At 66.1% G+C, this 22,968-nt stretch carries 16 protein-coding genes; 8 read left to right on the top strand and 8 right to left on the bottom strand.

From position 1 onward, the window contains the following. Window positions 1-25: 25 nt before the first annotated feature. From ACWPV3_RS00705 to ACWPV3_RS00715, 3 genes are all read right to left on the bottom strand, one after another. Window positions 26-1,801 carry an SLC13 family permease gene (locus tag ACWPV3_RS00705; protein ID WP_453976464.1) on the bottom strand — a complete coding sequence of 592 codons (1,776 nt, stop codon included), beginning with the start codon at window positions 1,799-1,801 and terminating at the stop codon, window positions 26-28. Window positions 1,802-1,872: 71 nt separating this feature from the next. Beyond that, window positions 1,873-3,000: an HAAS signaling domain-containing protein gene (locus ACWPV3_RS00710; protein WP_453976465.1), complete on the bottom strand. Its 1,128-nt coding sequence runs from the start codon at window positions 2,998-3,000 to the stop codon at window positions 1,873-1,875. Between the two features lie 26 nt (window positions 3,001-3,026). Then, window positions 3,027-3,365, bottom strand: coding sequence for a PadR family transcriptional regulator (locus tag ACWPV3_RS00715; protein WP_409411753.1), 339 nt, complete (start codon window positions 3,363-3,365; stop codon window positions 3,027-3,029). A gap of 329 nt (window positions 3,366-3,694) precedes the next feature. Between ACWPV3_RS00715 and uvrB the strand changes: the two genes are divergently transcribed. From uvrB to ACWPV3_RS00735, 4 genes are read left to right on the top strand one after another with little or no spacing between them, the layout of a single operon-like run. Beyond that, a complete protein-coding gene (gene uvrB, locus ACWPV3_RS00720; RefSeq protein WP_453978481.1) occupies window positions 3,695-5,920 on the top strand; it encodes an excinuclease ABC subunit UvrB in 2,226 nt (741 codons plus the stop codon). 57 nt (window positions 5,921-5,977) lie between these two features. Further along, window positions 5,978-7,333 carry an AAA family ATPase gene (locus ACWPV3_RS00725; protein WP_453976466.1) on the top strand — a complete coding sequence of 452 codons (1,356 nt, stop codon included), beginning with the start codon at window positions 5,978-5,980 and terminating at the stop codon, window positions 7,331-7,333. Next, entirely contained in the window at window positions 7,323-7,901 is a 579-nt protein-coding gene (locus tag ACWPV3_RS00730) for a hypothetical protein (protein WP_453976467.1), read from the top strand. The genes ACWPV3_RS00725 and ACWPV3_RS00730 overlap by 11 nt, the downstream gene beginning before the upstream one ends. Before the next feature lie 14 nt (window positions 7,902-7,915). Continuing rightward, window positions 7,916-8,701 (top strand): DpnI domain-containing protein, encoded by a 786-nt coding sequence (locus ACWPV3_RS00735; protein WP_453976468.1) that lies wholly within the window; start codon window positions 7,916-7,918, stop codon window positions 8,699-8,701. Window positions 8,702-8,709: 8 nt separating this feature from the next. Here ACWPV3_RS00735 and ACWPV3_RS00740 read toward each other — a convergent pair whose 3' ends face one another. Next, window positions 8,710-9,486, bottom strand: a complete 777-nt coding sequence (locus tag ACWPV3_RS00740) for a hypothetical protein (RefSeq protein WP_453976469.1) — start codon at window positions 9,484-9,486, stop codon at window positions 8,710-8,712. Window positions 9,487-9,658: 172 nt separating this feature from the next. Here ACWPV3_RS00740 and ACWPV3_RS00745 point away from each other — a divergent pair, with 172 nt between their 5' ends. Continuing rightward, window positions 9,659-10,201: a hypothetical protein gene (locus ACWPV3_RS00745; RefSeq protein ID WP_453976470.1), complete on the top strand. Its 543-nt coding sequence runs from the start codon at window positions 9,659-9,661 to the stop codon at window positions 10,199-10,201. A gap of 60 nt (window positions 10,202-10,261) precedes the next feature. Here the strand turns inward: ACWPV3_RS00745 and lepA are convergent, their stop codons facing one another. Then, window positions 10,262-12,070 (bottom strand): translation elongation factor 4, encoded by a 1,809-nt coding sequence (gene lepA / locus ACWPV3_RS00750; RefSeq protein WP_453976471.1) that lies wholly within the window; start codon window positions 12,068-12,070, stop codon window positions 10,262-10,264. Between the two features lie 193 nt (window positions 12,071-12,263). On the opposite strand from lepA, the gene ACWPV3_RS00755 reads away from it, so the two are divergent. Together ACWPV3_RS00755 and ACWPV3_RS00760 are read left to right on the top strand one after the other, a co-directional pair. Beyond that, complete coding sequence (locus ACWPV3_RS00755; protein WP_313454759.1) at window positions 12,264-13,403, top strand: efflux RND transporter periplasmic adaptor subunit; 1,140 nt, start codon at window positions 12,264-12,266, stop codon at window positions 13,401-13,403. Between the two features lie 9 nt (window positions 13,404-13,412). Beyond that, window positions 13,413-16,505, top strand: a complete 3,093-nt coding sequence (locus ACWPV3_RS00760; RefSeq protein WP_453976472.1) for an efflux RND transporter permease subunit — start codon at window positions 13,413-13,415, stop codon at window positions 16,503-16,505. A gap of 58 nt (window positions 16,506-16,563) precedes the next feature. Here the strand turns inward: ACWPV3_RS00760 and ACWPV3_RS00765 are convergent, their stop codons facing one another. The 3 genes from ACWPV3_RS00765 to nhaA all read right to left on the bottom strand — a co-directional run bounded on the left by ACWPV3_RS00765 (window position 16,564) and on the right by nhaA (window position 21,175). Beyond that, a complete protein-coding gene (locus ACWPV3_RS00765; protein WP_453976473.1) occupies window positions 16,564-16,896 on the bottom strand; it encodes a DMT family transporter in 333 nt (110 codons plus the stop codon). A 235-nt stretch (window positions 16,897-17,131) separates the two neighbouring features. After that, window positions 17,132-19,753 carry a TonB-dependent receptor gene (locus ACWPV3_RS00770; RefSeq protein WP_453976474.1) on the bottom strand — a complete coding sequence of 874 codons (2,622 nt, stop codon included), beginning with the start codon at window positions 19,751-19,753 and terminating at the stop codon, window positions 17,132-17,134. Between the two features lie 240 nt (window positions 19,754-19,993). Further along, window positions 19,994-21,175, bottom strand: a complete 1,182-nt coding sequence (gene nhaA, locus ACWPV3_RS00775) for a Na+/H+ antiporter NhaA (RefSeq protein WP_292086686.1) — start codon at window positions 21,173-21,175, stop codon at window positions 19,994-19,996. Window positions 21,176-21,506: 331 nt separating this feature from the next. Here nhaA and ACWPV3_RS00780 point away from each other — a divergent pair, with 331 nt between their 5' ends. Continuing rightward, window positions 21,507-22,964: a protein adenylyltransferase SelO gene (locus ACWPV3_RS00780; protein WP_313454003.1), complete on the top strand. Its 1,458-nt coding sequence runs from the start codon at window positions 21,507-21,509 to the stop codon at window positions 22,962-22,964. Window positions 22,965-22,968 lie beyond the last annotated feature (4 nt).

A 22,968-nucleotide genomic window follows, 5' to 3' on the forward strand; every position in this document is an offset into this window, starting at 1 on the left:
AGGTCCGCGGCTCAGAGAGGCGATGTCACATCGGCCAGAACAGCAGGATGGTCGGCGGACCGATGACGAGGACCAGAAGGCTCAGCGGCAGACCCAGACGCGGATAGTCCGAAAACTTGTAGCCGCCCGGCCCCATGACCAGGGTGTTGCACTGGTGGCCTATGGGGGTCAGGAAATCGCACGCCGCCCCGACCGCCACCGCCATCAGGAAGGGATCGGGCCTATAGCCCAGCTGCTGCGCCAGGGTCGCGGCGATCGGCGCCACCACCAGAACCGTCGCGGCGTTGTTCAGGAAGGGCGTCACCGCCATGGCGGCGAACATCATGCCCGCCACGGCCGCCACGGGCGGAATCCCCTGCACCACCGACTTCAACAGCCCGGCGATCAGATCGGCGCCGCCCGTCTGCTGGATGGCGTCCGACACGGGGATCAGGGCCGCGATCAGGACCAGCAACGGCCCGTCCAGGGCGGCGTAGGCCTCGCGCATCCGCAAGCCCCCCAGAGCCACAATGGCCACCGCCGCGCCGAAGAAGGCGATGGCGACAGGAACCAGGCCCAGCCCCACCAGAATCATGGCTGTCGCCAGAACCAGGGCCGGCAGAAACTTGCGGCGCGTCCCGCCCAGCCGCACCTCGCGTTCCGCAAGCGGCAGCAGGCCCAGTTGCGCCAGCAGCGTCGGCATGGCCGATTCCGCCCCCTGCAGCAGCAGCACGTCCCCGGCCTGCAGCCTGGCGGTCCTTAGATGCTGGGTCAGTTCGTAACCGCTGCGCGACACGCCCAGAAGGTTCAGCCCGTACTGGCCGTACAGATCCAGGGACCGCACCGTCTGACCATTCAGCGAAGAGGCGGCGCCGATCACCACCTCGACCAGATTGACCTCGTCCTTGGCCTGATCCAGCAGCACCGGCCGATCCCCGCGCACCAGCTTCAGCTTCGCCGCGTCGATGAACCGCTCCAACGCCGCATGGTCTCCGCGGATCAACAGGGTGTCGCCGGGCTGGATCAGGGTGTTGCCGCGCGGGCGGGCCTTGCGCTTGCCGCCGCGGATCAGGGCCGTCACCGACACCTCGTCCGGCGCCAGGGCGACAAGGGCTGAAATCGTCATCGGCGCCAGCGTCCAGTCCTCGGGCGCCTGGGCCTCGGTCAGATAGGCGTTGGACGACAGGGCCGCCGACAGGCCCAGGCTTCCGGTCCGATCTTTGGGCAAAAGCCGATAGCCGAAGGCCAGGAACAGCAGGGCCGCCGCCGTCAGCACCAGACCCACGGGCGCATAGTCGAACAGGGCGAAGGGCTGACCCGTCATGTCCTGGCGCACCTCCGCGACCAGGATGTTCGGCGCCGTCCCGACCAGCGTCACCATGCCGCCGGCCATGGCGCCGAAGGCCATGGGCATCAGCAGGCGCGACGACTTGGTCCCGGTCCGGCGGCTGACCTGCATCGCCACCGGCATCATGATGGCCAGGGCCCCGACGTTCTTCGTCACCATGGACAGCACCGTCGTCGCCGTCGTCAGGACGGGAACCTGGGCCTGCTCGGTCTTCAGATGCGGCAGGATTCCCTTCAGCGCCATCTCGACGATGCCGGAGCGGGCGAAGGCGGCCGACACCACCAGGGCGCAGGCGATGATCACCGTCACATCGTTGGCGAAGCCGGAAAAGGCGTCCTTGGCCGGGATCACCCCGATGGCCAGTCCAACCGCTAATGCGACGGCGGCGACCAGATCATAGCGAAAACGGCCCCAGATGAAGGCCGCCACCGTCAGACCCACCAGGCCGAACGCCAAACCCTGCTGCAATGTCACGTCTTGTAGGCCCCCTGCGGTCCCGCGCCGCCATCGCTCCTAACGACGGCGCGGGCCGCAGGTTCAATCCCTCAGCATTCGCGGCCGACCGCCAGGCGCGCCAGGGCGCGGATCATGCGGAAGACCTCTGCGATGAAGGCCCAGACCACGCCCACCATCAGGATGGTGGCGACGGGGAAGCCGCCGTGGCTGAACATGTCGGCGACGCGCTGCCAGAACTCGGCCGGGGTCGCCACCCGGATCAGGGGACTGAACGGCGACCAGAAGAACAGCCACCAGGACGCCCAGGCCGAGGCCGCGCCGAAGGCCAGATCGCCCAGGGCCGTGAACCGCACCGGCGCGCCCAGGACCGCCCGCGTCACGTCGAAGACGATCCGCGCGGCGGCGAAGACGATCACCGGCCAATAGGCGGCGCGCACCACCTGGGCCAGCAGCGTCCCATAGTCGACGCCGTCGATCACGCCCGCCAGTTCGTCCGGCCGCACGGTCGTCAGCGGCGTCAGCCCCGTCCACCACAGCAGCAGCACCGTCCAGCCGATGGCGCTGGCCGCCGCCCCGGCGACGGGGGACATCTTGGCTCGATCCCGCACCTGACGGCCGGTGCGGGCCTTGGGGCCGTCGCCGCCGCAGTCGCTCCCGAAATCGCGCCCGAAGTCGCTCTTGGCCAGTCGTTCGCCCCAGGTCTCGGCGTCCAGATTGGCGATCTCGAACAGGCCCAGGTCCTTGACCCGCCATTCGCTGATGAATTTCGGCTTCCTGGCCTGGCGTTCGAACACGAAGCCGACGACGGTGATCACCCCGATCAGGGTCGCCGCCCCGCTGATGAAGCCGCCGATGGCCTGGCCCAGAGCCTGTCCCACCATCATGTCGCCGGCCGCCACCCGCGCCACGGCGCCCAGCACCGTCACGCAGACCAGGACCATCAGCGCCACCTTCACCGCGAACCACCACCAGGGGTAAAGCTCGGGTCCGATCAGGGCCTGCGGGCCGGGCCGATAGCGCGCAGCCACCGTCAGGGGATGGCCCACTTCGCGCAGCAGGGCCTCGACCTCGGCCTCGGTCGCCGGCCGGCCCAGCCGCGCCTCCAGGGCCTCGATCCGCCCCATGATCTCGTCGCGCAGTTCGGCGACGATGTCGTCGCGCGCCTCTTTGGGCAGCTGCGCCGCCACGGCGTTCAGATAGCGTTCCACCAGGTCCATCCCGGTCCCTCCTTCGATCCCGTTGTTCACAGCATTTTCTCCAGCGAGGCCGACAGGCCGCGCCATTCCGCCGCCAGCCGCGCCAGCATCGCCTCGCCGCGCGGCGACAGGCGGTAGAACCGCTTCTTGCGCCGCTCTTCCTCGCGCCATTCGCTGTCCAGCAGCCCCTGGCTCTCCAGCCGGCGTAGCAGCGGATAGAGGGTGCTCTCCTCCATCTCGACCCCGACCTCGCCCAGGGCGACCCGCAGCGAATAGCCGTATTGCTCGCGCCTCAGACTGGCCAGCACGGCCAGGATCAACGATCCCCGCCGCAACTCCAGCCGCAAACTCTCGAACAGCAGTTCCTCGTCCTGGCTCACGTCCATTCTCCGTGCGCCACATAGTGTGTGACACACAGTGTATGAGACATACTGTGCGAGAGAGTCAAGACGCAGTCGATCTTGTGGATGGAGACCTGCTCTGCGACCGGTCGAACAGGTCACAGTGGAGGCGGCGTCCTTCGCGGCCTTCTGATCCCAGGCGCCCCTCGCGCCCCGGCGACGCTATGGCGGGACACGCCCTCACGCACTAAGTTCTGTTCATGAACCGTTCTTCGACGCCGAAGCCCACCGCTGCAAAGCCCGCAAAGCCCGTCCACGTGCCCGATCCCGGCGTGCGGGAGGCGGCGGCGACCTTCATCCGCGATACGGGCAAGATGCCGATGTTCGCCCCCGTCGCCGGCCCGCGCCTGACGCCGGAGGAGCCGGTCGCCGCCCCCGCCGACTGGGTTCCGCACCGTCCCTCGCGCGAGGGAACCAAGAAGGGCGGCCGGTTCCGGCTGGAGACAAAATACACCCCCGCAGGCGACCAGCCCGCCGCCATCGCCGAACTGGTGGCCCAGGCCCAGGCGGGCGACCGGGATCAGGTGCTGCTGGGCGTCACAGGCTCGGGCAAGACCTTCACCATGGCCAAGGTGATCGAACAGACCCAGCGTCCGGCCCTGATCCTGGCTCCGAACAAGACCCTGGCCGCCCAGCTCTACTCCGAGTTCAAGGCCTTCTTCCCAGACAATGCGGTCGAATATTTCGTCAGCTACTACGACTATTATCAACCGGAAGCTTATGTTCCAAGAACAGACACTTACATCGAAAAAGACTCGTCCATAAACGAGCAGATCGACCGGATGCGCCACTCGGCGACCCGCGCGATCCTCGAACGCGACGACGTGATCGTTGTCGCCTCGGTCAGCTGCATCTACGGCATCGGGTCGGTGGAGACTTATACGGCGATGACCTTCACCCTGAAGGTGGGGGACCAGATCGACGAGGCGAAGCTGAGGGCCGATCTGATCGCGTTGCAGTACAAGCGCAACGACCTGAACTTCGACCGGGGGATGTTCAGGAAGCGCGGCGACGTGATCGAAATCTTCCCCGTCCACCTGGAGGACCGGGCCTGGCGCATCAGCCTGTTCGGGGACGAGCTGGAGGCGATCCAGGAGTTCGATCCCCTGACCGGCAAGAAGACCGCCGACCTGACCGAGATCACCGTCTACGCCGCCAGCCACTATGTCACCCCGCGCCCGACGCTGAACCAGGCGACCCAGGGCATCAAGGCCGAGCTGAAGGAGACGCTGGACTGGATGATCGAGAACGGCAAGCTGCTGGAGGCGCAACGGCTTGAGCAGCGCACCCGCTTCGACTTGGAGATGATGGAGGCCACCGGCAGCTGCGCCGGGATCGAGAACTACAGCCGCTGGCTGACCGGCCGCGCGCCGGGCGAGCCGCCGCCGACCTTCTTCGAATACATCCCCGACAACGCCCTGCTGTTCGTGGACGAAAGCCACGTCACCATCGGCCAGATCAACGGCATGTTCCGGGGCGACTACCGCCGCAAGTCGACGCTGGCGGAATACGGCTTCCGCCTGCCCTCCTGCATCGACAACAGACCGCTGAAGTTCGAGGAATGGGACGCCATGCGGCCCCAGACGGTTCACGTCAGCGCCACCCCCGGCCCGTGGGAGATGGAGCGCGCCGGCGGCGTCTTCGTGGAGCAGGTGATCCGCCCCACCGGCCTGATCGACCCGCCGGTCGAGATCCGCCCGGTCAGCGGCAAGACCCGCAACCAGGTCGACGACGTCATTGACGAGGTCAAGGCCACGACGGCGCGCGGCTATCGCAGCCTGGTCACGACCCTGACCAAGAAGATGGCCGAGGACCTGACCGAATATATGCACGAACAGGGCGTTCGCGTCCGCTACATGCACTCCGACGTCGATACGCTGGAGCGGATCGAGATCCTGCGCGACCTGCGGCTGGGGACCTTCGACTGCCTGATCGGCATCAACCTGCTGCGCGAGGGGCTGGACATCCCCGAATGCGGCCTGGTCGCCATTCTGGACGCGGACAAGGAGGGCTTCCTGCGCTCCGAGACCTCCCTGATCCAGACCATCGGCCGCGCCGCCCGCAACGTGGACGGCCGCGTCATCCTGTACGCCGATCGCATGACCGGCTCGATGGAACGCGCCATCGCCGAGACGGACCGCAGGCGCGAACGCCAGCAGGCCTACAACCTCGAACACGGCATCACGCCCGAAAGCGTCAAGCGCGACATCAAGGAAATCCTGGAGAGCCCCTATGAGTCCCGCGAACTGGACCGCCTGACCCGCCCCGGCGTCGCCGAGGCCTCCAAGCCCTTCGTCGGCTCCAACTTCCAGGCCGCCCTGCGCGACCTGGAAGGCCGGATGCGCGAGGCCGCCTCCAACCTGGAGTTCGAAGAAGCCGCCCGCCTGCGCGACGAGATCAAGCGCATGAAGCTGATGGACCTGGAGTTCGCCAACGAAGCCCTGACCGGCGCGGGGGAAGCGGTCGACAAGTCCGCGCCGAAGAAATGGCGCGCCCAGGCGGCGGCGGAGAAGGCGGAGCGGTTCAGGAAGGGGCGGTAAACAATCTGCCGTCAGGATAGCTAGCAATCACACGGCGAATCGAACAAAGGTTATAAGATGCTGACCCGGATGGAGATCACTGGTTACCGCTCTCTCCATGGGACCGAGTTAACAATTCGTCCGGGTGTAAACATTCTCGTGGGACCAAACGGCTCAGGAAAAACGAACATCATTTCGTTTCTGGGGTTCGTTTCCGACCTGATCCTAAAGGACGCCCATGTCGCCGTGGCTCGCGCTGGCGGTTCAACCGCTGTTTTCAGTCGGGAAACCACAAACACCGATCGCTCGTGGCTCACGTTCTCGGTGAATGGCGAAATCAAGCCCGGAGCGCGGCGGACTCATACGCGACTGGTTTATCGATATAGCGCCACCGTCTCCCTAGATAATAATAATTCTGAACTTTATATTGCGACAGAACTTTTGGAATACAAGCATTCCGACAGAAGGCGGGGTCAAACACTAAATCTTTTTACCGATGACGACGAGGCTATTCTACGTATAGAGGCTCATAGAGATCGAGAAGAGCGTCTTCTCAACCCGCTCATTACGATATCGGGAACTCAGAGACCTGATCGCCTGTATTATGCAGAGGGTGAGTCCCCCTCCCTGGCAGACATGTCTAAGGTCCTTACCCGTGACATGGTAAGAAACGAAGGCCCCGCCAAGTCAATACTTTCGCAAGCGAGGCGCTATTTTGAAGACGTTGCACACATCACGTTCGACCTTACTCGCGGCTACACGTTAAACGTCAACCCAAGCGAGGCGAAACAGTCAGACGACCTCGCTAGAGGACCTGGCATAGATCCTGACGGTCGCGGGATCGCTGCTACGCTTCAATCTTTGCAGTCAGCAAGGTCAACCTCTCGAAATTTGGCCGCCGCTGGCTTTCGACCCTCCGCGAATTTCGCCAAGGTTTTTGAGGACATTAAGGCGTTCACCCGCCTTGTTAATCCAACGATAATCGACTTGTCTGTTGAGACTCGGTTCGACGTCGGAAAGCGCATCGCATTTATTGAAATCGCAAATCAACCAACAACACTTCGTATACCACTAAACTCAGCTAGTGACGGAACTGTAAAATGGCTGGCGCTAGTTTCCGCCCTACTGACTCGCGCATCTATATCCGCCCTTGAGGAGCCCGAGAATTTTCTCCATCCGAGCATGCAACGCGAGTTTGTGAGCATTCTTCGGACCGTTTTTGAGCCAACAAATGATGATTTCGTCTTTGTTTCGACTCATAGCGAGACCGTATTGAATGAGTGCTTTCCGTCAGAGCTAATCATCGTTAATGCCGATAGTGGCAAGACAGTAGCATGCCGCGTAGATCGCCCAGATGATATTCTCGATCAGATAAATGAAACCGGGTTTGGCCTAGGTTTCTATCTTAGTTCAGGCGCACTGAATGCAAACTAAGGACTGCATATTCATTGTTGAAGGTCAGTGTGAACAACGTTTCATACAGTCTATTTGCCCTGGCATGAGGGTTTGGTCTCTTGGCACAAACGGAAAAAAAGTGCCCCATAGAGTCATTGCCGCGCGTATTGTAGCGCTCACAAAGCCTTGGACTAACAGGGCAAGAGCTTTCTACATCTTATTTGATCGCGAAGCTCGACCTGAATCTTCTGAAGAACTGATCAAAAGTGTTAGGGCAGAATGCGTATCAATGGACCTCGACATTAGTAATTTTTTGTTTGGAGCGCCCGATAAGATGATTGAAAACTGGATGCTTGCCGACCCCGCAGCAATCGTGAATTATTTGGGCATCCAGGCTTACACGTATGAATACGAAGGACGACCAGGAAAAGGTATCCTGAAAGGGCTTTTTGCATCTCAGAAGAAGAAATACTTTGAATCTACGGATGGACCCGCGATACTTCGATCATGCGATCATTCAGTTATCCGTAATAACAGCCCCAGTGCAGCAAGTTTTCTAGATCAAATCGTCCTCCCTTGCGCTTGGTTAGGCACCGGAAATTATTAGTTCGCGGCAAGGGCATGGCCGAAGACGATCTCAGGAGGCCGCTCGGCTTCGCCGAAGAGGCCGCCGTCTATGTCAGCGCGTCGCAGAACGCCCGCGTCCTGACCGAAGGCTGGATCGCCGCCAACGCCTTCTGTCCCAGCTGCGGCGCCGAGGCGCTGCGCCCCTTCCCCAACAACTCGCCCGTCGCGGACTTCGGCTGCCCGAACTGCGCCGAGGAGTATGAGCTGAAGGCGAAACGGGGACGCCTTGGGCCGAAGGTCGTGAACGGCGCCTTTGGCGCGATGACCGCGCGCCTTGAGGCGCGCAACAATCCCAGCCTGCTGGTCATGGCCTATGACAGGGGCCGCACCCGCGTCACCGACCTGATCGTGGTGCCGCGCCACTTCTTCACCAATGCGATCATAGAGCCGCGCAGGCCGCTGGGACCGAACGCCCGCCGGGCGGGCTGGCAGGGCTGCAATATCTTGATCGGCCAGGTTCCGGCGGCGGGGCGCATTCCGTTGATCCGCGACGGGCTGCACGTGCCCAAGGCGTCGGTGCTGGACCAGTGGCGCAGCACCCTCTTTCTAAGGGACGCCGGGCTGAACGCGCGCGGCTGGCTGCTGGCCGTGATGAAGACGGTCGAGGCGATAGGGAGACCCGAGTTCACCCTGGATGAGGTCTATGCCCACGAAGCGGCGCTGGCGGCGCTCTATCCCGGCAACAACAATGTCCGGCCCAAGATCAGGCAACAGCTTCAGGTGCTGCGCGACCGGGGCTGGTTGGCCTTCGATGGGCGCGGCGTCTATCGGCGGGTCTGAGCGGCCCCCTACTCCTCCCCCAACCGCTCCTGATACGCCTGGTGCGACATGATGGTGTCGCCCACGCGCACGTCCAGGCCCAGGCGCAGGCGGCGGTTCTGGTCCGGTTCGTCGGGCAGGGGCAGGCCGGCGGCGGTCAGGGCCCGTTCCAGCAGGTCGATATAGCGTTCGCAGGCGGCGCGGCGGTAGACCAGGGTGAAGTGGAAATTGCGGCTGACGCGGCTGCGTCGGCTGTCCCAGTCCTGATAGGCGATCTTGGTCGGACAGGGCGGGTCCTTGAGGTTGTTCAGGGCCAGGCGGCGGTTCGCCAGCCCCTCGTCCATCAGGATGTCGGCCACCAGCTGCAGCGGGGCGGTGTCGGGCGTCAGGGCCTTGTGGCGGGCGTCGTCCGACCCGGCCAGTTTGCGATAGCGTTCGGCCAGGCCCGCCAGGGCGTGGGCGCGGCTCCAGTCGCCCGCCCGCATGGCCTGGGCCGAGGCCCGCGTGGCCGCCTGGGCCAGGTCGTGCGCGTCCGGGTCGGGCGCGTCCAGCGCGGGGGCGGCGGGGCCGGAGGTCGGCCCCGGCTGGGGCGACGCATCGGATAAGGGATCGGGCAGCAGATCGGCGGCGGCGGCGGCCTGGGCGCGGGCGCGGGACCAGCCCTGGCGCGTGGCGCGGGCGCGCACGGTGTGAAGGTTCAGTCCGTGGGCCAGGGCCACGTCGGACAGGGTCTGGCCGGTCAGATAGGTGGCGCGGGCGGCGTCCCAGACGGGGGCGGGATGGCGGGTGTGGGGGCGCTTTTCCATCCGTCCAGTATCGACCGGTCGCGGACCCAGGCGCGCAAAAGACGGATTTGGACGCCTAAGTCACCGAAATCCCTGAGGGCGATAGGGGCGCAAGGCCCCGGCTGGGCGCGCAATCGCTGAAGGCGCCGGGATTGCGGCCAAAGATGGCGCAGGCGGGCGGCAGGGTCGGACCATGACCTATTCGACACGCGCCAAGTTCCGTTCGGAAGAGACCTGGGCCGAGGTGCGCCGATGCTGGGAGCGCGGGGAGACCGGCGCCGCCCTGGCGCGACGCTATGACGTGGGGCTGGCCAATCTGTGGCGGCGACGGGCCGCGGAAGGCTGGCGACGGCTGAGGCCCGACGACCCCAGGCCCGAGCCGGTGGAGGGCTGGGCGCGATACGCCGAAATCCAGCGGGCGGCGTTCGCGCGGCGGCTGAGCGACGCGCGGGACCTGGCCGAATGTCTGGTGCAGGCGATGACGGAAGAACGGCTGACCCAGGCGCCGCATTGGCATATTCCGTGGCTGTACCACTGGCGGGCCGAGCATCTGGGGCCGCAGGCGACGGGGCGGGACCGGGCCCGGGCGATCGAGGCGGGCCCCCCCTGGGCCGAGGTCTTTTGGCGCGAGGACGGGACGTTGCGGCCGCTGGAGACGCTGGACGAAGAGATGGCGCGGCTGCATCCGCAAGAGTTGCGGGAGGAGCTGGGCCTGCCGGCGGGGGTGGAGATTTGAGGGGCTTGGCGCAACACCTCTCCCTCCCCGTTCCGGGGAGGGAGAGGGTCGCGCTTGTGATCAATCCTCGTCCATCTTCAGGGCGGCGATGAAGGCTTCCTGCGGGATTTCGACCTTGCCGAACTGGCGCATGCGCTTCTTGCCGGCCTTCTGCTTTTCCAGGAGCTTCTTCTTGCGGGTGGCGTCGCCGCCGTAGCATTTGGAGGTCACGTCCTTCCTCAGGGCGCGGACGGTTTCGCGGGCGATGATCTTGCCGCCGATGGCCGCCTGGATCGGGATCTGGAACAGGTGGGGCGGGATCAGCTCCTTCATCTTCTCGACCATGCCCCGGCCGCGTGTCTCGGCGCGGGCGCGGTGGACCAGCATGGACAGGGCGTCGACAGGCTCGCCGTTGACCAGGATGGACATCTTCACCAGGTCGCCGACCTTGTAGTCGGTGATCTCGTAGTCGAACGAGGCGTAGCCCTTGGAGATCGACTTCAGCCGGTCGTAGAAGTCGAACACCACCTCGTTCAGCGGCAGTTCATAGACCACCATCGCCCGGTTGCCGACGTAGGACAGTTCGATCTGCTGGCCGCGACGGTCCTGACACAGCTTGATGACCCCGCCCAGATATTCGTCCGGCGTCAGGATGGTGGCCTTGATCCAGGGCTCGGCGATGGTCTCGATCTGCATCACGTCGGGCAGGTCGGCCGGATTGTGCAGGTCCATCTCGGTCCCGTCGCGCAAGTGGATCTTGTAAACCACCGACGGCGCCGTCGCGATCAGATCGAGGTTGAACTCGCGGCTGAGACGTTCCTGAATGATCTCCAGGTGCAGCAGACCCAGAAAGCCGCAGCGGAAGCCGAAGCCCAGGGCCGCGCTGGATTCCATCTCATAGGTGAAGCTGGCGTCATTCAGACGCAGCTTGCCGATGGCGGCGCGCAGGTCCTCGAAGTCGGCGGCGTCCACCGGGAACAGGCCGCAGAAGACCACCGACTGGACCTCCTTGAAGCCCTTCAGCGGTTCAGCGGTCGACTTCTTCTCGTCGGTGATGGTGTCGCCGACGGCGGCGTGGGCGACCTCCTTGATCTGGGCGGTGATGAAGCCGATCTCGCCCGGGCCCAGGCTCTCGACCGGGGTGTTCTTGGGCAGGAAGACGCCGACGCGGTCGACCAGGTGGGTCGAGCCGGACTGCATCATCTTGATGCGCTGGCCGGTCTTCAGCACGCCGTCGAAGACCCGCACCAGCAGGACCACGCCCAGATAGGGGTCGTACCAGGCGTCGACCAGCATGGCCTTCAGCGGGGCGTCGATGTCGCCTTTTGGGGCCGGCAGGCGGGTGACGATGGCCTCCAGCACGTCCTCGATGCCCAGGCCCGACTTGGCCGAACATTCGACGGCGTCGGAGGCGTCCAGGCCGATGACCTCCTCGATCTGGGCCTTGACCCGCTCGGGCTCGGCGGCCGGCAGGTCGATCTTGTTCAGGACCGGGACGATCTCGTGGTTGTTGTCGATGGCCTGATAGACATTGGCCAGGGTCTGGGCCTCCACGCCTTGCGAGGCGTCCACGACCAGCAGCGAGCCCTCGCACGCGGCCAGCGACCGGCTGACCTCGTAGGCGAAGTCGACGTGGCCGGGCGTGTCCATCAGGTTCAGGACATAGTCCTGCCCGTCCTTGGCCTTGTAGTTCAAGCGCACCGTCTGGGCCTTGATGGTGATCCCGCGCTCCTGCTCGATCTCCATATTGTCCAAGACCTGCTCCGACATCTCGCGCGCCGACAGGCCGCCGGTGAACTGGATCAGCCGGTCGGACAGGGTCGACTTGCCGTGGTCGATGTGGGCCACCACGCTGAAGTTGCGGATGTTGGAAGTGGGAGGAGTCGTCATCCGCGCGCCCCTATCACGCGCGCGTTGCCGGGGCCAGAGTGGGGGCCGGAGTCCACGGTTCGCGCCGCGTAAGATTAAGCCTTTGCAACAATCGTTTTCGCCGTTTGAGGCGAGGTGCGGACATTGTATGAAACCGCCCTCGCCGTCCGGCTCGCGCCGGCGGTCCGTCTCGCCTGCAACGAGGAACGCCCCCGTGTCCAAGACGACCCGAACCGCCCTGAGCCTGAGCGCCGTCGCCCTGTCCACGCTGCTGTTGGCCGGCTGCGGAGGCCACGGCGACGACAAGAAGCGCGAGGAAAAGGCGGCCGGCGGCTCGCGCCAGACCGTCACCGCCGTCACCGTGACCCAGACCGACCTGAACCGGACCGTCACCGCCTCGGGCACTGTCTCGGCCTGGGAAGAGGTGCCGGTGGGCGCCGAGACCGGCGGCCTGACCGCCGTCGCCCTCTATGTCGATGAAGGCTCCTATGTCCGCCAGGGCCAGCCGCTGGTGCAGATGAACGACGTCCTGCTGCGCGCCCAGCTGCAGCAGCAGCAGGCGGCGGTGCAGACCGCCGAGGCCAACGCCGCGCGCGACGACGCCGCCCTGGCCCGGGCGCAGGAGTTGAAGCAGCGCGGCTTCCTCAGCCAGGCGTCGCTGGACACGGCCCTGGCCAACCAGCGCGCCTCGACCGCCAACCTGGCCTCGGCCCGCGCCGCCCTGTCGGAAACCCGCACCCGCCTGTCCCAGGCCACCATCCGCGCGCCCGTCAGCGGCCTGATCGTCCGCCGCAGCGTGACCAAGGGCCAGATCATCGCCGCCGGGTCCGAACTGTTCCGCATGGTGCGCGACGGCCGTCTGGAACTGGACGCCCAGGTGCCTGAAACCCAGCTGGGGCTGGTGCGCGCGGGCCAGTCGGCGATCGTCACCTCAAGCGAGGCCGGCCGGACCACCGGCACGGTCCGCATCGTCACGCCCGAAGTGGACGCCGCCACCCGCCTGGGTCTGGCCCGCGTCTCCCTGGCGGCCGGGTCGCAACTGCGTCCGGGCATGTTCGCCCGCGCCGACATCGCCGTCGGCGATCAGCCCGCCACGACGGTGCCGACCGGGGCGGTGCTCTATCGCAACAACAAGTCTGGCGTCTTTCTGCTGAACGCCGACAGTTCGGTGCATTTCCAGCCGGTGACGGTGCTCTCGCGCACCGACGCCCAGACGGCCGTGGACGGCGTCGCCGTCGGCGCCCGCGTCATCGTCGACGGCGCCGGCTTCCTGAACGAAGGCGACCGCGTCACCGTCTCGCAAGCCGCGCCGCAAGCCCCCGCGCGCCCGGCCGTCCAGCCCGCCGCCAAATAGGACCCGATCATGAACCAGATCTCGTCCTGGGCGATCAAGAATCCCATTCCCATCATCCTGCTGTTCCTCCTGCTGACGCTCAGCGGCGTGACCGGCTTCATGGGGATGCGGATCAACAGCAACCCCGACATCGACTTCCCGCTGGTCGCCGTCACCGCCGCCCGGCCCGGCGCCGCGCCGGCCGAGATGGAGGTTCAGGTCACGCGCCCGATCGAGGATTCGATCGCCGGCCTGTCGGGCGTGCGCCACATCTATTCCAACGTCTCGGACGGGGTCTCCACCACCACCATCGAGTTTGAACTGGGCACCGATACCGAACGCGCCACCAACGACGTGCGCAACGCCATGAGCGGCGTGCGCGCCACCCTGCCCCAGGACATGCAGGAGCCGACGGTCCAGCGCATCGACATCACCGGCGACGCGCTGATCACCTATGTCGTGCGATCGCCCACCATGTCGCCGGAACAGATCAGCTGGTTCATCGACAACGAGATGAGCCGGTCGCTTCTGGCCCTGGGCGGGGTCGGCCAGGTCAACCGTTCCGGCGGCGTCGATCGCGAAATTCGCGTCGAACTGGACCCGCAGCGCCTAGCCGCCTACGGCGTCACCGCCGCCCAGGTCAGCCAGGCCCTGACCAATGTGAACAACAACCTGCCCGGCGGCCGCGTCACCATCGCCGGATCGGAACGCGCCATCCGCACCCTGGGCTCGGCCGCCTCCGTGCAGCAGTTGCGCGAGACCCTGGTGCCGCTGGGCGACGGCAAGACCGTGCGCCTGGATAGCCTGGGAACCGTCGAGGACAAGTGGAGCGAGCCGCGCCGCCTGGCCCGCTACAACGGCCAGGAGGCCGTGACCTTCAACTTCCTGCGGTCGCGCGAGGCCAGCGAGGTCAAGGTCGCCGACAAGGTCCGGGCCGAGGTCAAGCGGATCGACGAAGCCCATCCCGAACTGACGATCCAGCAAGTCACCGCCAGCGTCGAGGAAATCGAGGAAAGCTACATCGCCTCGCTGGAGGCCCTGCTGCTGGGCGCCGTTCTGGCGGTGATCATCGTCTTCATCTTCCTGCGCGACTGGCGCGCCACCTTCATCGCGGCGACGGCCATGCCGATGTCGCTGATCCCGACCTTCGCCATCCTGGGGCCGCTGGATCAGTCGCTGAACGTCGTGACCCTTCTGGCCCTGTCCCTGACCATCGGCATCCTGGTCGACGACGCCATCGTGGAGATCGAGAACATCGTCCGGCACATGCGGGACGGAAAGCCGCCCTACGACGCCTCCTTGGAAGCCGCCGACGAAATCGGTCTGGCGGTGGTGGCGACCACGGCCACCATCATCGCGGTCTTCGCGCCGGTCGGCTTCATGCCGGGCATCATCGGCCAGTTCTTCAAGGCCTTCGCCCTGGCGGCCTGTGTCTCGGTGGCCTTCTCGCTGCTGGTGGCGCGGACCCTGACGCCGCTGATGGCCGCCTACATCCTCAAACACACCCATCACGAGGACAAGGATCCGTTCTGGATGGGCGGCTATCTGAAGGCGCTGCGCTGGTCGCTGGGCAACCGGTGGAAGGTCTTCGTCATCGGCATCCTGTTCCTGATCGCCTCGGTCGCGACGGCCGTGGTCGCCAAGATGTCCTTCGAGTTCATGTCGCCCGGCGACACGGCCCGCGCCGCCTTCCAGGTGGAGTTGCCGCCCGGCGCGACCCTGCGCGAGACCGACGCCGTCGTGCAGCAGGTGACGCGCAAGCTGGAGGCCCGGCCCGAGGTGATCTCGGTCTACGCCGCCGTCGGCGGCCAGGACGTGAACCAGGCCAATGTCTATGCCGACCTGACGCCCAAGGGCGACCGGGCGCTGAGCCAGCAGGCCTTCGCCCGCGTCATGGTGGACGAGTTGAAGAAGATTCCCGGCGCCCGCATCCGCGCCGGCATCGCCCAGCAGGGCGGCGGTCCCGGCGACGGCACCAGCTACACCTTCTCGATCCTGGGCGACAATCCCGACACCCTGACCGCCGCGGCCCGCAAGGTCGAGGAAGAGATGCGCGGCGTTCCTGGCCTGGCCAACATCGTCAACTCCGCCGCCATCGCGCGGCCTGAAATCCTGGTCACGCCGCGTCCGGACGAGGCGGCCCTGGCGGGCGTGTCCGCCGGCGCCATCTCCCAGGCCGTGCGGGTCGCCACCATCGGCGACGTGGACCAGAACCTGCCCAAATACAATCTGGGCGACCGCCAGATCCCGATCCGCCTGCAACTGACCGAGGCCGCGCGCGAGGATCTGACTGTCCTGCAGAACCTGCGGGTGCCGACGAACCACGGCGGGAACGTGCCGCTGAGCGCGGTCGCCGACATCCAGTTCGGCGCCGGCCCCGCGACCGTCAGCCGCCAGGACCGGTCGCGCGTCGCCTCAATCAGCGCGGAGCTGGACGGCATCACCACCGGCGCGGCCGGAACGGCGGTGCAGAAGCTGCCGGCGGTCAAGACCCTGCCCGCAGGGGTGCGCCAGGTCCCGGCCGGCGACGCCGAGTTCATCCAGGAGATGCTGATGGGCTTCGGCGTCGCCTTCGCCTCGGGCATACTGTTGATGTATGCGGTGCTGACGCTGCTGTTCAAAAGCTTCGCCTATCCGATCACCATCATGGCGGCTCTGCCCCTGGCCATCGGGGGCGCCTTCATCGCCCTGGCCATCGGCGGCGCCAACTTCTCCATGTCGGCCCTGATCGGGGTGCTGATGCTGATGGGGATCGCGGCGAAGAACTCCATCCTGCTGGTGGATTACGTCATCATGGCCGAGCGGGGCGGCATGCCGCGGCGCGAGGCCATTCTGGACGCGGCGCACAAGCGCGCGCGCCCGATCCTGATGACCACCTTCGCCATGGGGGCCGGCATGGTGCCCATCGCCATGGGGGTGGGCGCCGACGTCCAGTTCCGCTCGCCCATGGCCATCGCCGTGTTGGGCGGGCTGATCTCCTCGACCTTCCTGTCCCTGCTCTACATCCCGGCCATCTTCACCATCGTCGACGACGTCGCCGGCTGGGGCCGCCGCATCCTGCACCGCAAGACGGCGGGGCAACGCGAGCTGGCCAAGCCGAAGCAGGCGCCGTTGGTGGAATGAGGTCGATCCTCATTGCGGACCTGTAGAGGGTCCGCAATGGGTGGGAAGCGGACTTTCGTCAGTGGGAGATGGACTTTGAAAACCCTTGGATCAGGACCCCACCACCTACGATCATCGAGAGACCAATGATCGCCGGAAGATCGAGCTTTTGCTTCAGGATGAAAACTGACGACAGGGCTACCAACGTTATTCCCGCGCCGGACCATATTGCGTAGCCGACCCCGAGCGGGATGGTCTTGAGAGTCTGGGCGAAGAAAACCAATGCAGCGAGATAGAGACCGCCTGAAACTAGGCTAGGAAAGAGCCTTGTAAATCCGTCTGTGCGCGTAGCTGTCGAACTGGCGGCCACTTCGCAAAGGATGGCCAAAAACAAAAAAACGTAAGCTTTCATCTATCCTGCTCCAAGCTGAGGAGCCAGACCGGCTACCACACCGATTGCGGCATAATTCGGACCTGCATTAAACCTGTTCCTAATCCAGTTGCGTAGGCAACGGCTGCGACGGGTCGAAAGCCGAATTTCGAGCCGCTTGCGAGAACGGGCGTTTCCTCGCCTGACACGTTTTCAAAGAAAAGGGCCGGCCGGTTTCCCGGTCGGCCCTTCGTCGTTCAGCCCTGGGGCCGGGCGATCAGTATTTGACCTTCAGGGTCACGCCCCAGGTGCGCGGGGCGCCCAGGTAGGCGTTGTAGGTCGCCGTGTCGGTGGCCTGGTTGTAGTAGGTGCCGTTCGGCTGGGGCGTCGCGGTGTTGGTGAAGGCCGTGCCCTGCAGCGGGGCGGCGAAGCCCACCTGGGTGTACTCCTCGTCCAGCAGGTTCTGGGCCCAGACATCCACCGTCCAGCGCTCGTCGGCCGAACCGATCGAAACGCGGCCGTTGACCACGGTGAATGCCTCCTGGTTCTTGTAGGGCAGCAAATCCGAGCCGGTGTTGTATTCGGTCGAATATTTGGCCGACAGGTTGAACCCGCCCCGCAGGCCGCCGCCCAGTTCACGATCGAACGCCAGGGCGCCGGTCAGCGACCATTCCGGGGCGAAGGATGCCCGCGCGCCCGGCAGCAGCGACAGCTGGGGGAAACGACCCGGGCTGGACATGTCGGCGGCGGTGAAGTTCCCGTATTTGGCGTCGGTGTAGGTGACGCCGCCCTGGAACGACAGACCTTCGACCGGGGTGAACCACACCATGTCGGCGTCGACGCCCTTGGACCGCAGCTCCGGGATCGATTCCACCACGAAGGCGGTGCCCAGGAAGGTGTTCAGCTGGAAGTTCTCGAACTTCTGGTCGAAGTAGGTGACGTTCAGCAACATGGTGCGGTTGAACAGGGTCGTCTTGACCCCCGCCTCGTAGCTGTCGACGGTCTCGGCCTTGAAGAACAGCGAGGCGTCCGGCGTCACGCCCGTCTGCACCCGGTCCATATTGTAGCCCGCGCCCTTGTAGCCGCGCGCATACGAACCATAGACCATGATCGAGGGGTTGAAGCGGTAGGACGCCTTGATCGTGCCGCTCAGATCCGTGTCGCTGAACTTCTCGGAGATGGCGCGATTGTCGTAGAGCGGGTTCGACCAGGGCAGGCACAGCAGGCCCAGCGCTGCGGCCGGGGTCGCCACCGTGCCGGGCAGGCGGTTGGCCGGATTCTGGTTGGCCAAGGCGCCGCCGCAGACGGAACCGTTGGCGCCCAGATTGTCCTGAAGCCCCAGCAGGCGCTTGCTGTCGTAGGTGTAGCGCAGGCCCAGGTTGATGTCGAAGGCGTCGGTCACGCGCCAGGTGTTGTTGGTGAAGACGGCCACCGATTCCGACTTCTGCGAATAGTGGTCCTCATAGGCCTTGCCGGCCGTGAACACCGGCGCGGTCGCGCTGGGCGGAGCCAGGCCCAGGACGCAGAGCGGCTGGCCCAACAGCGGGCCGCTGGTGCCGACCGCGAACCCTTGCGGATTGGTGAAGCAGCCCGTGCGCGACGGGCTGGGGCCGCCGAAGGTCGCCGGCACCGTCGCCGTCAGCAGGAAGGAGACGAAGCCGTTGTAGTCCGAGCCATAGACATAGCTGTCGTCGCGATAGACGCCCTCGCGCGTGGCGAACAGGCCAACCAGCCAGTCGAACCTGTCCGTCGTGCCCGCCAGGCGGAATTCCTGGGTCAGGTTGTCGACGCCATAGCCGTTCGAGCCGTCGTTGGCGCGGTACAGGATGTCGGCGCCGGTGTAGTCCAGGTCCATGCCCTGCTGGAACGACCAGTCGCGCCACGAGGTCTGGGACGTCAGTGTGGCGTTGATGCTGGGGAAGTCGATGGTGGCTTCCGCCGACAGGCCCATGTCCTCCATCGTCTGCGGCGTCTCGCGGTTGGAATAGGCCTGGCGCGAGAAGGGCACCGGACCGAAGGTCGCGTTCGGCGGCGTCTGGCCGGGACCGTTCGGCGCGGTCAGGGCGGCGATGAAGGGCTGGGTCTGACCGACGCGGGTCTGGACGGCGGCGCAGCAGTATTCGTCGCGCTTGGTGTAATCGGCGATCAGGCGGACCGACACCTGGTCGCTGGGCAGGATCAGCAGCTGGCCGCGGCCGGTCCAGAAGTTCTGGGTGCCGTCGTCCTTGCGGGTGTTGGGTCCGTCGCCGTCGTTCACGTCGTAGAAGCCGTCGCGCTCGCGGTGCGCCACGAACAGGCGTCCGGCGATGGTGTCGGTCAGGCCGCCCGTCACCGAGACCGAACCGCCCCAGGCGCCGTAGTTGCCGCCGGTCAGTTCCGCCGAGATCGAGGGGTCGAACGAGGGACGTTCGGTGATGATGTTGATGACGCCGGCCGAGGTGTTCTTGCCGAACAGGGTGCCTTGCGGGCCCTTCAGCACCTCGATGCGGCTCAGTTCGCCCAGGTCGCCGAAGCCGACCGAGTTGCGCGAGCGATAGACGCCGTCGATCACCACGCCGACCGAGCTTTCCAGGCCGGGGTTGTCGCCGACGGTGCCGGCGCCGCGGATGCGCACGGTGGTGGAGGCTTCGGACTGGGTCGAGGTGACGGTCATGCCCGGCGTCAGGATCTGCAGATCCTTGATGTCCTGGACGCCCGCGCCCTGCAGCAGTTCCTGCGACAGGGTCGTGACCACGATCGGCACGTCCTGCAGGCTCTGTTCGCGCTTCTGGGCGGTGACGATGATGTCGTCGATGGTCGTGGGCGCTTCCTGGGCGGCGGCGACGCCGGCGAAGCCGAACACGACGGCGCCGACGACGGCGGCGGACACGGTGGTTCTGAGGTGATGGTTGCGGCGCATAGGCGTCCTCCCGGCTCGAGCCGGCGATCGACGGGCGATCGCGGCGGTTTCCTGTTCCCAATCGACGCCCCTCTGCGTGGAGGGACGTTCAGTAAGGCGAAGGCTAAGCGCGCTTCGGCCCCAGCGACAAGCGAGCGTTGTTCGCCGCGACGATTTTTCGCCGCACAATCGCCCTTGTGTGTCGGTGAAGCGACAGAAAACCCTGACGTAAGGTCAGTATTTGCCCGATTTCGCGGGGTTTCAGGCCCCTCGACGCCGCCCGGCCAGACCCAAGACCACGGCCGCCGCGACGGCCGACAGAAGGGAGCCGCCGATAACCCCCAGCTTGACCTCGATCTGCTCGGGGCTGTCGACCGCGCCGGGGAAGGCCAGGACGCCGATGAACAGGCTCATGGTGAAGCCGACGCCGCACAGCAGGGCCACCCCATAGACCTGCAGCCAGCTGGCGCCCGTCGGCCGGGCGCCGATCTTGAGCGCCGAAGCCAGCCAGGCCAGGCCGAAGACACCGATCTGCTTGCCGACGAACAGGCCCAGGGCGATGGCGACGACCAGGGGGGCGAAGGCCTGGTCCAGCGACAGCCCGGCGAAGGAGACCCCCGCCTTGGCGAAGGCGAAGAGCGGCAGGATCAAGAAGGCGTTCCACGGATGCAGGTCGTGCATCGCCTCCTTCAGCGGGCTCTGATGATCCTCGGCGCGGGGCTTGATGGGCACGATCAGGGCGAAGGCCACGGCGGTCAGAGAGGTGCTGAGCCCCGACAGGACCGTCAGATACCAGACCAGGGCGAAGCCCAGCACCCAGAACGGGGCGGGGATGCGAATCCGTCGGGCGACCAGGCCGCCGAGCATCAGAGCGCCCAACGCCCACAGCAGCGGCGTCCAGTTCGCGCCCTCGCTGAACAGCAGGCCGATCAGGGCGATGGCGCCCAGGTCGTCGACGATGGCCAGGGTCAGCAGGAAGACGCGCAACGACGACGGCAGCCCCTTGCCCACGAAGCCGAAGACGGCCAGGGCGAAGGCGATGTCGGTCGCCAGCGGAATGGGCCAGCCCTGATGCGGCGCGCCGATGGCGCCCGTCAGCAGGAAATAGACCGCCGCCGGCCCCGCCATGCCGCCCAACGCCGCCAGGACCGGGGTGGCCAGCTTCTTCGGATCGCTGAGTTCGCCGCGCACGATCTCGTATTTGATCTCCAGCCCCACTACGAGGAAGAAGATCGCCATCAGACCTTCCTTGATCCAGTCGGAGATCGTCTCCTCCAGCCGGATGGGGCCGATCTGCAGGACATGATAGCTCTTCAGCCAGGCGAAATAGTCGGCCGACCAGGGAGAGTTGGCGACGATCAGGGCCGCGACGGCGGCCAAGGCCAGGGCCAGGCCGGAAGCCGCCTCGGTCTTGAGGAAATCCAGGGTCAGTTTGCGCGCCACGGCGACCTCCGATCAAAGAACTGAGCTGTCGTGACGCCAGGTTATCGACGGGCGTCGGACCGGATTCGTCGCGGGCGCGACGCGGCCTGGCCGCGCGGGGCGACCTGATCTCTGGGGCGGAGAATAGAAGACATGGCCCGGCCTCGCCACCCTTTCGGTCGTCATTCCGGGGCGTCCGCAGGACGAACCCGGAACCCAGAAGGCGTCTGCGGCGCCTGATGCGGCCGGCGTTCGCCTCGTCCTCCTGGGTTCCGGGTTCTTCGCGACGCTCAGCCCCGGAAGGACGCGGTAAAGGTTGCGCTCCTCCTCTCGGACACGCACCTAGTCCGCCATGCCCGTCTCCCCCGCCTATCGCCCCGACCCACGCTTCTTCGACCTTGGCCCGGACTATTCCGACGCGGTGAAGGCGGCGGACTTTCCCCAGACGATCCTGCGGTTCCGCAATGACCGGGCCGCCGCCGAAGTCGGGCTGGAGACGCTGACGGATGAGGAATGGATCGCCGCCTTCGGCCGGTTCGATCCCCTGCCCGGCCAGCCCGGCCCGGTCGCCATGCGCTATCACGGGCATCAGTTCCGCCATTACAATCCCGATCTGGGCGACGGGCGCGGTTTCCTGGCGGCGCAGATGCGGGAGACGCCTCGCGCTCAAGCAGCGAGCGACCGCGTCGCGAGCGATAGCGCCCAAGGACGACTGCTCGACCTGGGCACCAAGGGCTCTGGCCGCACCCCCTGGTCGCGCGACGGCGACGGGCGGCTGACGCTGAAGGGCGGGGTGCGCGAGGTGCTGGCGGCGGCCATGCTGGAGGCGCAAGGGGTTCCCACCAGCCGCGCCCTGTCCCTGATCGAAACCGGCGAGGCGCTGGAAAGGGGGGACGAGCCGTCGCCGACGCGCTCCGCCGTCCTGGTGCGGCTGTCGCACAGCCATGTGCGGTTCGGGACGTTCCAGCGCGCCGCCTACATCAACCGCCCCGACCAGATCGAGACTCTGATCGAACACGTCCGCAGCCTGTATCACCCCGAGGTCGCGCCCGGCGACGTTCCCGGCCTGATGCAGGCGATCACCGCCGCCTCGGCCCGGCTGACCGCGCGCTGGATCGCGGCGGGGTTCGTGCATGGGGTGCTGAACACCGACAATCTGAACGTCACGGGCGAGAGCTTCGACTATGGGCCGTGGCGGTTCCTGCCCGCCTATCAGCCCGGCTTCACCGCCGCCTATTTCGACCACGGCGGCCTGTACGCCTTCGCGCGTCAGCCCGAGGCGGTGTTCTGGAACCTGACGCAGCTGGCCAGCTGTCTCGCCGTGGTGTCGGAGCCGAAACTTCTGGCCGACGCCCTGAACGGCTTCGGTCCCGCCTATATCCGCGAACTGCGCGCCGCCTTCCTGATGCGGCTGGGGGTCCACAGCCTGGGCGAGGCGGCGGATCAGCGGCTGGTGGATGCGACCCTGGCCCTGCTGCGCGAAGGCGGCGAGGCGATGCGGTGGGAGCCGCTGTTCTTCGACTGGTTCGGCGGCTTCGCCTCCTCGGCCCGCGCCCTGTCGGGACCGCGCGCGAAACTGTATCAGGGCGAGGCCTTCGACGCCTTCCGCTTCGCCCTGATGGAGCATGAGCCGGACCGGATCGAACGGCTGGAACATCCAATGTTCGCCGCGCGCGAGCCGGAAGAGATGCTGATCGACGAGGTCGAGACGATCTGGTCCGCCATCGCGGCCGACGACGACTGGTCGCCCCTGAACGCCAAACTGGCCCGGCTAGAGGCGGCCCGGACGGCCTGGGGCTTCGACAAATGAAGCG

Source organism: Brevundimonas sp. Marseille-Q4549 (assembly GCF_976940555.1).